The sequence below is a fragment of the Vitiosangium sp. GDMCC 1.1324 genome, from assembly GCF_003044305.1.
Classification (GTDB): Bacteria; Myxococcota; Myxococcia; order Myxococcales; family Myxococcaceae; genus Archangium.
On sequence record NZ_PZOX01000001.1, the window covers coordinates 1,071,144 to 1,083,132 of the forward strand.

Consider the following 11,989-nt stretch of genomic DNA (forward strand, 5'->3'; position numbering starts at 1 on the left):
GGCATGGCGGATGCGGGACCTTATTCTCCGTCCCCAGGGCGGCCAAGCAGTTTTCAGGCCGGGGTGTCGTCCTTCGGACCTGAAGGGGGTGACGGAGCCGGGTCGGAAGCCCCCGCGGAGGCGGCCTGCCCCGGCTTCTCCCCCCGGCCCAGCAGCTCCAGGGCGGCGTGGGCGGCGGTCTGCTCGGCGTCCTTCTTGCTGCGGCCGGAGGCCCGTGCGTACACCTCCGGACCCAGGACCACCTCCACCTCGAAGATCTTCTCGTGGTCGGGGCCCGTCTCGGAGACGAGCTGGTAGCGGGGCGTCAGCTTGAGGCGATCCTGCGCCGCCTCCTGCAGCTTCGTCTTGTAGTCCTGCCGGCTGAGCGCCTGTGCCACCCCGTCCAGCGCCTCGGCGAAGTGCCGGTCCACCAGCGCCATCACCGGCTCCAGCCCCGCGCCCAGGTAGATGGCGGCGAACACGGCCTCCAGCGCGTTGGCCAGAAGCGAGCTCTTCTCCCGGCCGCCGCTCAGCTCTTCGCCCCGGCCCAGCTGGAGCAACTCGCCCAGCCCCAGCCGCCGGGCGATGCGCGACAGGCCGTCCTCGTTGACGATCCGGGCGCGCAGCGGCGTGAGCTCTCCCTCCTTCATCTGGGGAAAGCGCTCCATCAGCCGGTGGCCCACGGCCAGGTTCAGCACCGCGTCTCCGAGGAACTCCAGCCGCTCGTTGTCCTGGAAGCCTTCGCCCCGGTGTTCGTTCACCCAGCTCTTGTGCGTCAGCGCGGTGAGGGCCAGCTCGGGGCGGGGGAACGTCGTCCCGAGTCGTTCCTCCAGGGCCTTCACGCGCTCGGAGGGTTGCAGGGTCGCCAAATCCGTTACTCCTGTGATTCGCCCGAGCCGATCAACTTCACGGCCTCGGCGGGGACCTTCAGCAGATCCGCCACCAGCGGGACGACTCCGGGGAAATCATCCAGTTCGAAACGTTCCGCCCACACCTTGCCCTGAGCCCCCGCCAGCAGACCCCGGAAGGTCCGGCCGGCCACGCGCGCCGCCGCGAAACGGTAGGGTCGGCCCTCCACTTCGAGCAGCACCAGCAGCTCCAGCCCACTGCGCGGGGGCACGATTGCTCCCTCCCCGAAGGCCTGGACGACCTCCGAGAAGCGCACCACGCCCTTCCCCGCCACCCCGGGCTTCGTCCGGGCAGCCTCCGCGGGCCCATGCTCGCCGAACAGCGCGGCCAGGTAGCCCACCAGCGCGCCCCGCTCGCGGAACTCGGACAGCTCGAAGGTGTGTCCGGGCGGCACGGTCAGCGGGTGCCCGTCCCTCTTCGCCCCTGATACCTGGAAGTTGCCCTGGCGATCCGCCACCAGCGTCAGCGCCAGCCCGTGATCGGCCAGGTGCGTGGACAGCCCCAGCGATACCGGGTCCACCTCGGGGCTCAGTCCCAGCGCCCGCAGCTCCGCGGAGCGTCGCTGCACATGGAAGAGGTGCTCGTTGAAGGCGTCCGCCACTTCCGCCTCCATCTCCCGAGCCCCCTGCACCGACGCCAGCGCGATGGAGCGCAGGCCCACCACCTCCGGCGGGTCCACGGGCACCAGCCGCTCTCCCTGGATATGGAACGTCACCCGCTCCACCTTCCGGGCGCCCACCGGGTTCTCCAGGGGCTCGGTCAGGACGAGGGTCGCCGACAGGCTCTGCCCCTCGCCCCGTACCTCCAGTCCGAGCTGTCGCAGCCGGGCCGTGTCCATCACGCCTTCTTGAAGACCTCGCGCGCGATGATGGTGCGCTGGATCTCGCTCGTGCCCTCGCCGATCTCACACAGCTTGGCGTCGCGCAGGTAACGCTCCACGGGGAACTCGCGGGTGTAGCCGTAGCCCCCGTGGATCTGCACTGCCTTGCCGCAGGCCCGCGTGGCCACCTCGGAGGCGAACAGCTTCGCCATGGAGGCCTCCTGGCTGTACGGCTGGCCCGCGTCGGCCAGGAACGCCGCGCGGTGCACCAGCAGCCGCGCCGCGTCCGTCTCCGTCTTCATGTCCGCGAACATCCAGCGCAGGCCCTGGAACTCGGCGATGGGCTGGCCGAACGCCGTCCGCTCCTGGGCGTAGCGCACCGACTCCTCCAGCGCCCCGCGGGCCAGGCCCACCGCCAGCGCGCCGATGGTGATGCGGCCCTTGTCGAGGATCTTCATCGTGTCGATGAAGCCATGGTCCACCTCGCCCAGCCGCTGCGAGTCCGGGACCTCCACGTTCTCCAGCACCAGCTCCGCCGTGTCCGAGGAGCGCATGCCCAGCTTGCCGTGGATGGAGCGCTGGCTGAAGCCGGGCAGCCCCTTCTCGAGGATGAAGGCGGTGACGCCCTTCTGCTTCTTCTCCGGCGAGGTCACCGCCAGCACCACGAAGACGCTGCCCACGGTGCCCTGGGTGATGAACATCTTCGCGCCGTTGAGCACCCACTTGTCACCCTTGCGGACGGCCGTGGTCTTCATGCCCGCGGCGTCCGAGCCGCTGCCGGGCTCGGTGAGGCCCCAGGCGCCCAGGTACTCGCCCGTGGCGAGCTTGGGCAGGTACTTGCGCCGCTGGGCGTCGTTGCCAAAGACACGCAGGTGGCTGGTGCCCAGCCCGTTGTGGGAGGCCACGGTCAGGGCCAGCGAGCCGTCGTAGCGGGCGATCTCCTCGACCGCCACCGCCACGGCGAGCGAGTCCATGGCGGCGCCGCCGTACTCCTCGGACACCAGCATGCCCAGCACGCCCAGCTCACCGAGCTCCCGCACCACCTCCATGGGGAACTTCTCCTCCTTGTCCCATTCGCGGGCGTAGGGCTTCACCTTGCGCTCGCAGAAATCGCGGAGGGAGGACTGGAGGGCTCGATGGCTTTCGGGAAGTTCGAAGTCCATGTCGGGATGTATAGCAGAGGGTGGAGGGGGGACCATCAAACGGGGTAGACGCCATGCTTCTTCGTCTCCCGGGGCTGGAAGCGCCGGGAATACAGCTCATAACGCTGCTGCAATTCGTTGCGCAGCCTGTCCCCGGGGACGATCTCGTCCACCACCAGCTCGCTCGCCAGCTTGTAGATGTCCACGTCCTGACGGTACTCGTCGCGCAGCTGCTGGACGTAGGCCGCCCGCTCGGCCTCGGGCTTCTCCTGGATCTTGTTGAAGTAGACGGCGTTCACCGCGGCCTCGGGGCCCATCACGGCGATCATCGCCTGGGGTAGCGCCAGCGTGGCGTCCGGCGCGAAGCCCGGGCCGCTCATGGCGTACAGGCCCGCGCCGTACGCCTTGCGCACCACCACGCAGATCTTCGGCACGCTGGCCTCGGACACCGCGGAGATCATCTTCGCTCCAGCGCGGATGATGCCCGCGCGCTCCACCTTGGTGCCGATCATGAAGCCCGGAACGTCCGCCAGGTACAGCAACGGGATGTTGAAGGCATCACACAGCCAGATGAATCGCGCCGCCTTGTCCGCCGAGTCCACGAACAGCACGCCGCCCTTGTACTTGGGCTGGTTGGCGACAATCCCCACCGGCCGGCCGTCGATGCGCGCGAGGCCCGTGATCAGCTCCTGGGCAAAGAGCTTCTTCACCTCGAACCAGCTCCCCTCGTCGATGAGCTCGTGGATGAGCGCATACATGTCGAAGGGCTTGTTCTGATCCGCGGGGATGATCTCGTCCACCCGCTTGCCGCTGCTCTTGGGGGCTTTGGGGTCGGCGCGGGGCGGCACCTGGGTGAAGTTCTCCGGGAAGAAGGAGATGTACTTCTTCGCCGCCTCGATGGCCTCCTGCTCCGTCTTCACCAGCACGTCGCCCACGCCGGACACCGAGCAGTGCATCTTCGCGCCGCCCATCTCCTCGAGCGTCACCTTCTCGCCGATGACCATCTCGGCCATGCGAGGGCTGCCCAGGTACATGGAGGCGTTGCCATCCACCATGATGACCAGATCGCAGAACGCGGGGATGTACGCGCCACCGGCCGCCGAGGGCCCGAAGAGCAGGCACACCTGCGGCACTTCGCCGGACATGTGCACCTCGTTGTAGAAGATGCGGCCCGCGCCCCGGCGGCCGGGGAACATCTCCACCTGGTCCGTGATGCGCGCTCCCGCCGAGTCCACCAGGTACATCAGCGGGCAGCGCAGCTGCTTGGCCGTCTCCTGGATGCGGAGGATCTTCTCCACCGTGCGCGCGCCCCAGCTGCCCGCCTTCACCGTGGAGTCATTGGCCATGATCGCCACGGCACGCCCCGCCACCTTCCCCACGCCGATGATGACACCGTCCGAGGGCAGCTCCGCGTCCAGGTTGTTGGCGAGCTTCGCGTCCTCGACGAAGGAGCCCTCGTCCACCAGCAGCCGGATGCGCTCGCGGGCGAACAGCTTGCCCGTCTCGCGGTTCTTGGCGTGGTACTTCTCGGCCCCGCCCTTCTCCACCTGGGCGATCTTCTCGAGCAGTTTCTGATCGAATGACATGGCGCCGGGGGGCATAGCAGAAAGGTGCTCGCCTGGCTGCTGTCTCCGTTGACTCCAGGCCTGGGCACGCCGCGTCAAGCCCACCCTCTGATAGACAGCCGACGCCAGCCCCCACCCCGAAGTCACAGGCCCGTGGCCCAGGGGGTGCCACCCCGCATGCCCCTCCCTACATTTTCGTCCTGTAGGGGTGGGCGGCCGTGGGGGAAGTCCACCTCTCGTATGGCTGTGTGGCCACAGGAGGAGGACGGAATGTTGTTCGCGAAGAAGGCCAGGTTGGCGGCGAAGAGTGACCTGTACCGGAAGTTCCTCGCCAAGAAGATCCTCAGGGACGTGCCGAAGTTCGCCAAGGCGCAGTGGGAGGACTTCGACCCCGATGACGTGCTACGCTACGTGGGTCTCACCACCTACAAGCCTGTCCGCAGCTCGTTCGCAGGGATCGGGGCGTTCATCATTGGTTGCGCCGTGGGTGGCATCGCCGCCCTCATGCTCACGCCCAAGACCGGTCCCGAGCTGCGCAACAATGTGAAGGACAAGGCCATGGGCTACCTCGGCAAGCAGGGCATCAGCGTGGGCCAGGAGAAGACCGCCAGCGCCTAGCGGTTGTCCGCAGATCCTCCAGGCGGGCAGGCGTGGGCGAAGTTGGCTCCCCCTGCCCTCCTGGGTTGGCGCCTGGCAAGTGCTTGGAATGACTGGGGTCAGTACACGCGCAGCAGCTTCGTCCGGATGTCGAAGTGCGGCCTGCGCAGGTCCGGGACGATCACCTCGCCACGCGTCTCCTCGAAGTTGCCCGACAGTATCCCCAGTGGACTCAGCGCCGCCAGATAGGCCGCATCTCCGGCGTTGAGCTCGTCGAGCTTCGAGAACTTGAGCGTGCGCGAGAAGCTCACGTGCCCGTCGATGCTCCACACGCTGCGCACCGTCGTCCCCTTCGACCTTCCGGCGAAGTGCTCGGGCGCGGGTCCCAGCTTCGCCAGCGACTCGGGCACGTGCTCGACGACGTAGGCATCGAAGAGGGGATTGCCGGAGCTCCTGCTCAGCTTCACCGACAGCACCTGCCCCGTGGGCGACTGCTCGATGTCGACCTCCGCGTGCAGCGCGCTGCCCTTGTTGTACGTCTCGAGCATCTCGACGTTCGAGGGCCTCGAGCGGGCTCGCGTGCCCGCCGTCCCCGCGCGCGCGACGTCCTCCAGGCGATCCGTTCCCGACGGCTCACCCACTGAATCCGGGCTTCCCGTCGCGCCATAGCGCCCGGCGCTCGCTATCAGATCGCGCAGGCCCTGGGTCCTCCCGGGCGTCGCCTTGAAGAAGTGCTTGAGCACTCCCTCGTACGAGAAGAGCGGCGCGCCCGAGAGCCCCTTCTCCATCGCATGGTCCATGTCGCCAAAGAAGCTGTCGACGAGGCCGTTCTCCACGCGCAGCGTCGCCATGCCATCGTCGAGGAAGCCCTGCACTCGGCCATGGACCCGCTCGCGTTCCTCGGCGAGAAGCTGCTCAGGTGAGGGCCCGTCGCCCGGCTTCAACGTGCGTCCCGTGGAGAATCCCGGAGTGGTGGCGGTGGAGGGGCCCACGGGGATTCCCCCAGCGCCGGGATACAACCGCACCGCGCGGGGTGCATCCGCTCCCTCGGGCTCGGCCCCCGCCGGAGGCGTGGCCGGAGGCGTGGAGGCCGGAGGTGGTGGTGCGGCGGCCGTGGCACTCGGGGGCGGAGGGGTGGCAGTGGCTCGAGGCGGCCGAGGGGTGGCACGCGGCGGCCGAGGGGGCTCCGGGGTCGGAGGAGGCGTGGGACGAGGAGGCTCCGCGCTCGGAGGCGGCGTGCGCTCGACCACCTCGAACTGGAGCGGCTCCGACGAGCGGTCTGGGGGTCCGATCTTCACGGGCGGCGCGAGATACAGCAAGAGCCCCAGGCCCAGGTGGAGGGCCAGCGAGAGCAGCAGGGCCAGGAGGAGCTTGCGGGAGCGCCGCATTGAAGGAGCCACGCTGTCAGAGATGCGCCCTCCATACAAACCATGATGATGCGCCATGCGTGGATTCGTGGACGGAACCGAGCGGGGGGCCTGTCCTCCCCTCCCCCGGTCTCTCAGCCCAGCGTGTCGCGGAGCAGCCGCGCGAAATTGCCGCCGAGGATCTTCTCGATGTCGGCGGGCTTGTAGCCCCGGCGATCCAGCCCCTCGGCGAGCCGCAACAGCCGATCCGGTCCATTCAGCTCGGCCACGTGCAGGTGCTGGGGCAGTTGCTCCGAGCCGGGCAGGCCCTTGTTGCGCTCGACGAAGCGCTTGAAGCCCGCGATCTCCTTCTGGGGATCCCCCTCGCCCGTGCGCACCACGTACCCGTCGCTGCCGAAGCCCACGTGCTCCACTCCGGCCACCTTCACCGCGTGGTCCACGTGCGTCAGCAGATCCTCGAGCCCCACTGTGGGCTTGTCCGTCAGCCACACCGACATGTTGAAGACGCCGAAGACGCCCCCCTTGCCCGCCAGGGCCTTCAGCAGTTCGTCCGGCTTGTTGCGCCCGGTGGCGTACACGGCCCGGCAGCCCGCATGGGTGATGGCACAGGGCTTCTTCGAGCGCTCGATGGCCTCGGCGGTGGTGCGATCTCCACAGTGCGACAGGTCCACGAGCATCCCCAGCTCGTTCATCCGGTCCACCACGTGCTGGCCCAGGACGCTCAGCCCCGCGTTGCCCGGCTCGCGGTAGGAGTCGCCCAGGGCATTGCGATCGTTGTGGGTGAGCTGAAGCACCCGCAGCCCCTGGGCGTGGAACAGCTCGAGGTTGTCCAGGTTCTGGTCGCTTACCGAGTACATGGCCGCGTCGAGGATCTGTGCGTCCTGGCAGGCCAGGATGATGCCCAGCTTGCGCTCCGCTTTGGCTCGCCGCAGGTCCTCGGCGCGCAGCACTGGGAGCATCTTGCCGCCGGGCCGACGGAAGACGGGCTGCCACTCCGCCAGCGCCTGGAGCGCGTTCGGGAAGTTGCGCGGGTAGATCTGGATGTCGACGATGGCCGCGGTCATCCCCGCCTCGATGGCCTCGTCCGCCTTGAGCTGGGGGCTGTCATTGGTGAGCCCATCGATGACCAGGGCCCGGCGATACACGTCCGCTACGTTCGAGGTGGGGGCGGCCAGGGCCGGGAGGGCCGCGGTGGAGAGCAGCGCGGCGGCGCCCTGGAGGACGTCACGGCGCGAGGGACGGGCGGATCGGGAGGAGTCGGAGCTCATGGGTGGGGTTCCTGTCGGGTTCAGGGGCGGTTCCCCGGTGCCCGGCATGGGCACGGCGCTCGCGACTGTATGGGAGCATGCGCCATGATGCTCGCCCCCGTAGTCCAGAGGATGCTCGATGCACTCTGCTCTCAAGCCTCGCGTGTGGCCGCTCGTCGCGGCGCTGCTCTCCTCCGGTGCGCTCGCCGCCGAGCCGACGAAGCCCACTCCACCCGCCTCCCCTACAACGCCCGCTCCGGCTGCGCCCGCTCAGGCTGCCAGCACTCCGGCGGCGAAGCCGGAGGACGTGGTCACTCCCGAGGCCATCGTCGCGGCGCTCTACGACGTCATCTCCGGGCCGAAGGGCCAGGCGCGTGACTGGGATCGCTTCCGTTCACTCTTCGCGCCCGGCGCGCGGATGATCCCCTCCGGCAAGCGCAAGGGCGGCACCATCGGCTACCGGATGATCACCCCCGAGGAGTACATCACCTCGTCCGGGAAGATGGTCGTCGAGGAGGGGTTCCGCGAGCGGGAGATCCACCGGGTGGAGGAGCGCTTCGGTGCGCTCGTGCACGTCTTCACCACCTACGAGGCATTCCGCGAGGGAGACTCGAAGCCCTTCATGCGAGGCATCAACAGCATCCAGCTCGTCAACGATGGCAAGCGGTGGTGGGTGCTGACGGTCGCCTGGACGCCGGAGACGCCCGAGCAGCCGCTGCCGGCGAAGTACCTTCCTCCCGCCAAGGGCTGAGGGCCCCCTCCCCTCTCAATGGGCCGCGAGGAGGAGCAGGACGATCGCGTTCAGGCCCAGTCCCACCGAGGCATGGAGGGGACTGCCCCTCGAGGAGCCGGCGGCGAACTCCAGGTGTCCGAGCGGCCCCAGACACAGCTTCAGCCCGAGCTCGCCGCCGTAGTTGAACCCCATGCCGGGAGGTGCATCCGGAAGCCCGCCCAGCATCACCCGCGCATAGGGCACGACCCAGGTGGACACGAAGTGCTGGTAGCCGATGAAGCCATTGAGCTCCACGGGGCTCGCGCCGAACGCGGCATGGAGCCCGATGTCCAACCGGCGTGACAGGAAGGCCATCGGCTGGAGGTTCAGCGTCAGCGCGCCTCCGAGGCCTCCCCGGAAATCCATCCGGTAGTGGTAGACGACCTCCGCGGCCGGCTTGTCGATGGCGGGCGCCTCGAAACGCAGGCCCTTGGCGACCCGCAGATCCGCGGGGCTTCCCCGGGCCTGGTAGAGGTCCGCCAGGGCCTCATACGCCTCCGGGAACTCCTCCAGGTACGCCTTGCGGAGTGGAATCTCGGCGGCTTCCAGCTCGCCCCGCTCCATCAAGAGCCGGCCCTGCGTGATGCAGCTCGTGGCGATGCCGCCCTGGCATGCCTTTCCATGGGCGGCCTCGGCCTGCTGCTTCTCTTCCCGAGCGGCCAGCTCCTCACCCCAGTCGACACATGCACCCGCGCTGCCCGCCTCGCAGTCCTTCTGGGGATGGTAGGCCGCCGAGGTGGTGGCACAGCCCGCGGTGATGAGCAGCAGCAACGCGACGAACTCGAGAGGGGGCCGTCCCATGGGGAGAGTCTACCCCGTCGTGTCCAGACGGGCTGGACATCACATTCCCCTCGTGGCGACTCCACCTGAAGGGACTCTCTACTCTGAGAGAGCCCCTTCCCAGGAGGAAGAGCATGAACACAGAGACACTCATCCGTGCGTGGAAGGATCCATCGTTCCGAGCAAGCCTCACCTCGGACCAGCTGCGGGCGCTCCCCGAGAACCCCTCCGGCAAGCCCATGACCGAGCTCGGCGATGACGAGCTGACGGACGCCGTGGGAGGCCGTGCTCCCCCCACGACGTCCATCACCACCATCCGCTGGTCCCTCTCGAACCCGTGCATCCGGCCGGCCACTCCCGTTCTCCTCTAACGTCCGTCCCGGGCCTGGCGGCGCTCTCGACCCCCTTCGGATCCCCGCCCGGTCCGCTTCTCCGCGGCGGCGAGCCCTTTCCCCCATGCCCTTGACTTCCGTGGCATTGGTAAGTATCAACTTACCGTAAGCAATGACTAACGGAACTGGAACGGACGGCTTTGCGGCGCTCGCGGATCCGACCCGGAGGGAGATCTTCGAGCGGTTGGCGAAGAGGCCCCTCGCGGTGGGGGAACTGGCGGAGCAGCTTCCGGTCTCACGGCCCGCGGTCTCGCAGCACCTCAAGGTGCTCAAGGAGGCGGGGCTGGTGGTGGATCGGCAGGAGGGGACTCGCCGCGTGTACCGGGTGGATCAGCGGGGGGTGGAGGCGATGCGGCGCTACCTGGACCGGTTCTGGGATCGGGCATTGGACGCATTCAAGACCGCGGTCGAGGAGGAGCAGGACGCATGATGACGAGGCGCGCTGGGGAGCCGGTGTCGGTGAAGAAGGAGATCGTCGTGGAGGCGCCGCAGGAGCGCGCGTTCCGCGTCTTCACCGAGGGCATCGGCCGGTGGTGGCCGAGGGAGCACCACATTGGCAAGGCGGAGCTGAAGGAGGTGGTGCTGGAGCCGCGCGTGGGCGGGCGCTGGTTCGAGCGGGGGGTGGATGGCAGTGAGTGTCTTTGGGGCAAGGTGCTGGTCTACGAGCCGCCGCGGCGGGTGGTGTTGGCATGGCAGATCAACGCCCAGTGGCAGTATGACGAGACGTTCTCCACCGAGGTGGAGGTGCTCTTCTCCCCCGAGGGTCCCAAGCGCACGCGCGTCGAGCTGGAGCACCGGGATCTCGAGCGCTTCGGCGACCAGCAGGAGACGATCCGCAAGGCCTTCGAGTCGGGGGGCGGCTGGGCCGGCATCCTCGCCGAGTACCAGAAGCTCGCTGCCGGGAGCTGAACGGCGTCTGTCATGGCTTCCGTGTCTTGCCCCGTGCCGGAAGCTATAGTCGCTGGAGAAAACCGACACGGGAAGAGGCGATGGAATCCCTGCTGCGAGGCGTCCTGGTGTTGTTCGTGCTCTCCCTGGGAGCCGAGCGCCTCGCGGCCGTGTTCAAGCGGCGGGACTGGCAGCCCCTCCGGCCGAGACTGGCGTTCGGCAAGCGGAAGAAGAAGTCGGGGAACATCCAGATCGACTTGCGAACCGGCGAGGCCTACGTCGATTCAAAACCGGTGTCGCCGGTCGCGCTCGGCAGCAACGAGGTGGATCGGCTGACGCGGGCCGCCCACTCCGAGAACACCCTGTTCATCGGGCTGATACTGGCGCTCCTGACGGGGGCGAACGCCTTCACGGGCTCGAGCGGCTGGCCGGACGTCTCCGAGCTCCGTTTCGCCTTCGTGGCGCAGGTGCTGCTCACCGGCGCGGCCTCCGCTGTCGGCGCCTCCTTCTGGTACGAGCTGCTGAACTGGATGACCGAGTCGCGGCGCGCCCGCTCGGCCCTGGCGAGCCAGGTGCCCGCGAACCTGTCCCCGCTTCTTCCCGGCAGCCCTGTGGTGGCCCCCCTCCCCTCCTCAGAGGAGTCCGCCCCGGGTCCGTTCGACCAACTGCGCGCCGCCGCGCTGCGGAAACTGCCCGAGCTCCAGAGGCTCGAAGGGGTGAAGCAGGTCCGACTGGTGGATGCGCCCCGCAGGTGGCCGACCCACCCCTGCCTGGAGTTCCGGGTGGAGCAGGCACCCGGGGCTCCGGCGCTGCCAGGTGAGATCAAGGTCAGCGTCGATGGGCTCGATCACTCCATCCCGGTGACGACATGATCGGAGGCTGGTCGGCGGCGAAGCTCGCACGCTTCTTTCCGAACCAGCCGCTCACGGGAAGCTTCACTCCGGTGGCCTGCCTCGAAGCCATCGCCTGGGATCGCTCCCAGGCGGCGAGCGGTCTCCTGGTGCACCCGCGCCTGGTGTTGACGGTGGCCCACGCCGTGATGTTCCGCGCGGGAGCCCGGCTCTTCGCGGCGGCCCAGGTGAAGGTGGAACTGGGAAACGTCCGGGCCTGGGCCGATGCCGTCGTGATTCCCTCGCGATTCGTGCAGAGCGCCGGCTTCGTGCCCTCCACGGACCTGGCGGTGCTGCGCATGCCCTGGGCGGTCTGCGGCCCCCTGCAGCCGCCCCTGGTCGCCGACACGGCGAAGGAAGGCAGCGCCGCGCTGTGGGGCTGGACGCTGGTGCGGCCACGCTCCCAGATGTCCATGCCCGTCACCGTCTCCGTCGATGAGCAGGGCCTGCTGCACTACCCCGCGACCAACCTCCCGGCCTTCAGCGGAGGCCCGCTGTTGCGGAGCATGGGTCCGCAGCAGCCAGAAGAGGTCATCGGCCTGCACCGCGCATTCCATTCCGACACCCAGCAGGGCGAGGCCATTGCGTTCTCCAGCGCTGACGTGGTCGAGGCCATGCGCGCGCTGGGTTTCGAAGTCTAG

The 11,989-nt window shown here is 68.6% G+C and carries 14 protein-coding genes; 7 read left to right on the forward strand and 7 right to left on the reverse strand.

All coding sequences use genetic code 11. The features are described from left to right. Positions 1 to 53: 53 nt before the first annotated feature. The 4 genes from rnc to DAT35_RS04120 are packed head-to-tail and all read right to left on the reverse strand — an operon-like array spanning position 54 to position 4,436. Positions 54 to 848 carry a ribonuclease III gene (rnc, locus tag DAT35_RS04105; protein ID WP_108065525.1) on the reverse strand — a complete coding sequence of 265 codons (795 nt, stop codon included), beginning with the start codon at positions 846 to 848 and terminating at the stop codon, positions 54 to 56. 5 nt (positions 849 to 853) lie between these two features. Further along, on the reverse strand, positions 854 to 1,726 hold the full coding sequence (locus DAT35_RS04110) for a hypothetical protein (RefSeq protein ID WP_199242793.1): 873 nt from the start codon (positions 1,724 to 1,726) through the stop codon (positions 854 to 856). Then, complete coding sequence (locus tag DAT35_RS04115; RefSeq protein WP_108065527.1) at positions 1,726 to 2,871, reverse strand: acyl-CoA dehydrogenase family protein; 1,146 nt, start codon at positions 2,869 to 2,871, stop codon at positions 1,726 to 1,728. Before DAT35_RS04115 ends, DAT35_RS04110 begins: the two co-directional genes overlap by 1 nt. 35 nt (positions 2,872 to 2,906) lie before the next feature. Next, complete coding sequence (locus DAT35_RS04120; RefSeq protein WP_108065650.1) at positions 2,907 to 4,436, reverse strand: acyl-CoA carboxylase subunit beta; 1,530 nt, start codon at positions 4,434 to 4,436, stop codon at positions 2,907 to 2,909. 249 nt (positions 4,437 to 4,685) lie between these two features. Between DAT35_RS04120 and DAT35_RS04125 the strand changes: the two genes are divergently transcribed. Next, a complete protein-coding gene (locus tag DAT35_RS04125; RefSeq protein ID WP_108065528.1) occupies positions 4,686 to 5,033 on the forward strand; it encodes a YtxH domain-containing protein in 348 nt (115 codons plus the stop codon). Between the two features lie 98 nt (positions 5,034 to 5,131). On the opposite strand, the gene DAT35_RS04130 is transcribed toward DAT35_RS04125, so the two are convergent. Together DAT35_RS04130 and DAT35_RS04135 are read right to left on the reverse strand one after the other, a co-directional pair. Then, a complete protein-coding gene (locus tag DAT35_RS04130; RefSeq protein WP_108065529.1) occupies positions 5,132 to 6,400 on the reverse strand; it encodes a TonB C-terminal domain-containing protein in 1,269 nt (422 codons plus the stop codon). Positions 6,401 to 6,513: 113 nt separating this feature from the next. Next, on the reverse strand, positions 6,514 to 7,647 hold the full coding sequence (locus tag DAT35_RS04135) for a dipeptidase (RefSeq protein ID WP_158501539.1): 1,134 nt from the start codon (positions 7,645 to 7,647) through the stop codon (positions 6,514 to 6,516). 118 nt (positions 7,648 to 7,765) lie between these two features. Here DAT35_RS04135 and DAT35_RS04140 point away from each other — a divergent pair, with 118 nt between their 5' ends. Next, positions 7,766 to 8,377 carry a hypothetical protein gene (locus DAT35_RS04140; RefSeq protein WP_108065531.1) on the forward strand — a complete coding sequence of 204 codons (612 nt, stop codon included), beginning with the start codon at positions 7,766 to 7,768 and terminating at the stop codon, positions 8,375 to 8,377. Between the two features lie 15 nt (positions 8,378 to 8,392). On the opposite strand, the gene DAT35_RS04145 is transcribed toward DAT35_RS04140, so the two are convergent. Continuing rightward, complete coding sequence (locus DAT35_RS04145; protein ID WP_108065532.1) at positions 8,393 to 9,199, reverse strand: hypothetical protein; 807 nt, start codon at positions 9,197 to 9,199, stop codon at positions 8,393 to 8,395. Positions 9,200 to 9,312: 113 nt separating this feature from the next. Here DAT35_RS04145 and DAT35_RS04150 point away from each other — a divergent pair, with 113 nt between their 5' ends. From DAT35_RS04150 to DAT35_RS04170, 5 genes are all read left to right on the forward strand, one after another. Further along, positions 9,313 to 9,549 carry a mersacidin/lichenicidin family type 2 lantibiotic gene (locus DAT35_RS04150; protein ID WP_108065533.1) on the forward strand — a complete coding sequence of 79 codons (237 nt, stop codon included), beginning with the start codon at positions 9,313 to 9,315 and terminating at the stop codon, positions 9,547 to 9,549. Between the two features lie 133 nt (positions 9,550 to 9,682). Beyond that, on the forward strand, positions 9,683 to 10,000 hold the full coding sequence (locus DAT35_RS04155) for a helix-turn-helix transcriptional regulator (RefSeq protein ID WP_108065534.1): 318 nt from the start codon (positions 9,683 to 9,685) through the stop codon (positions 9,998 to 10,000). Continuing rightward, positions 9,997 to 10,479: an SRPBCC family protein gene (locus DAT35_RS04160; protein ID WP_199242794.1), complete on the forward strand. Its 483-nt coding sequence runs from the start codon at positions 9,997 to 9,999 to the stop codon at positions 10,477 to 10,479. Before DAT35_RS04155 ends, DAT35_RS04160 begins: the two co-directional genes overlap by 4 nt. Before the next feature lie 80 nt (positions 10,480 to 10,559). Next, positions 10,560 to 11,330, forward strand: a complete 771-nt coding sequence (locus DAT35_RS04165; protein ID WP_108065535.1) for a hypothetical protein — start codon at positions 10,560 to 10,562, stop codon at positions 11,328 to 11,330. Then, positions 11,327 to 11,989, forward strand: a complete 663-nt coding sequence (locus tag DAT35_RS04170; protein WP_108065536.1) for a trypsin-like peptidase domain-containing protein — start codon at positions 11,327 to 11,329, stop codon at positions 11,987 to 11,989. Before DAT35_RS04165 ends, DAT35_RS04170 begins: the two co-directional genes overlap by 4 nt.

Excerpts from the sequence above, each read along its gene's own strand:
- DAT35_RS04110 (WP_199242793.1), bottom strand. The coding sequence starts at position 1,726 with ATGGACACGGCCCGGCTGCGACAGCTCGGACTGGAGGTACGGGGCGAG.
- DAT35_RS04115 (WP_108065527.1), bottom strand. The coding sequence starts at position 2,871 with ATGGACTTCGAACTTCCCGAAAGCCATCGAGCCCTCCAGTCCTCCCTC.
- DAT35_RS04120 (WP_108065650.1), bottom strand. The coding sequence starts at position 4,436 with ATGTCATTCGATCAGAAACTGCTCGAGAAGATCGCCCAGGTGGAGAAG.
- DAT35_RS04125 (WP_108065528.1), top strand. The coding sequence starts at position 4,686 with ATGTTGTTCGCGAAGAAGGCCAGGTTGGCGGCGAAGAGTGACCTGTAC.
- DAT35_RS04130 (WP_108065529.1), bottom strand. The coding sequence starts at position 6,400 with ATGCGGCGCTCCCGCAAGCTCCTCCTGGCCCTGCTGCTCTCGCTGGCC.
- DAT35_RS04135 (WP_158501539.1), bottom strand. The coding sequence starts at position 7,647 with ATGAGCTCCGACTCCTCCCGATCCGCCCGTCCCTCGCGCCGTGACGTC.
- DAT35_RS04140 (WP_108065531.1), top strand. The coding sequence starts at position 7,766 with ATGCACTCTGCTCTCAAGCCTCGCGTGTGGCCGCTCGTCGCGGCGCTG.
- DAT35_RS04145 (WP_108065532.1), bottom strand. The coding sequence starts at position 9,199 with ATGGGACGGCCCCCTCTCGAGTTCGTCGCGTTGCTGCTGCTCATCACC.
- DAT35_RS04150 (WP_108065533.1), top strand. The coding sequence starts at position 9,313 with ATGAACACAGAGACACTCATCCGTGCGTGGAAGGATCCATCGTTCCGA.
- DAT35_RS04155 (WP_108065534.1), top strand. The coding sequence starts at position 9,683 with ATGACTAACGGAACTGGAACGGACGGCTTTGCGGCGCTCGCGGATCCG.
- DAT35_RS04160 (WP_199242794.1), top strand. The coding sequence starts at position 9,997 with ATGATGACGAGGCGCGCTGGGGAGCCGGTGTCGGTGAAGAAGGAGATC.
- DAT35_RS04165 (WP_108065535.1), top strand. The coding sequence starts at position 10,560 with ATGGAATCCCTGCTGCGAGGCGTCCTGGTGTTGTTCGTGCTCTCCCTG.
- DAT35_RS04170 (WP_108065536.1), top strand. The coding sequence starts at position 11,327 with ATGATCGGAGGCTGGTCGGCGGCGAAGCTCGCACGCTTCTTTCCGAAC.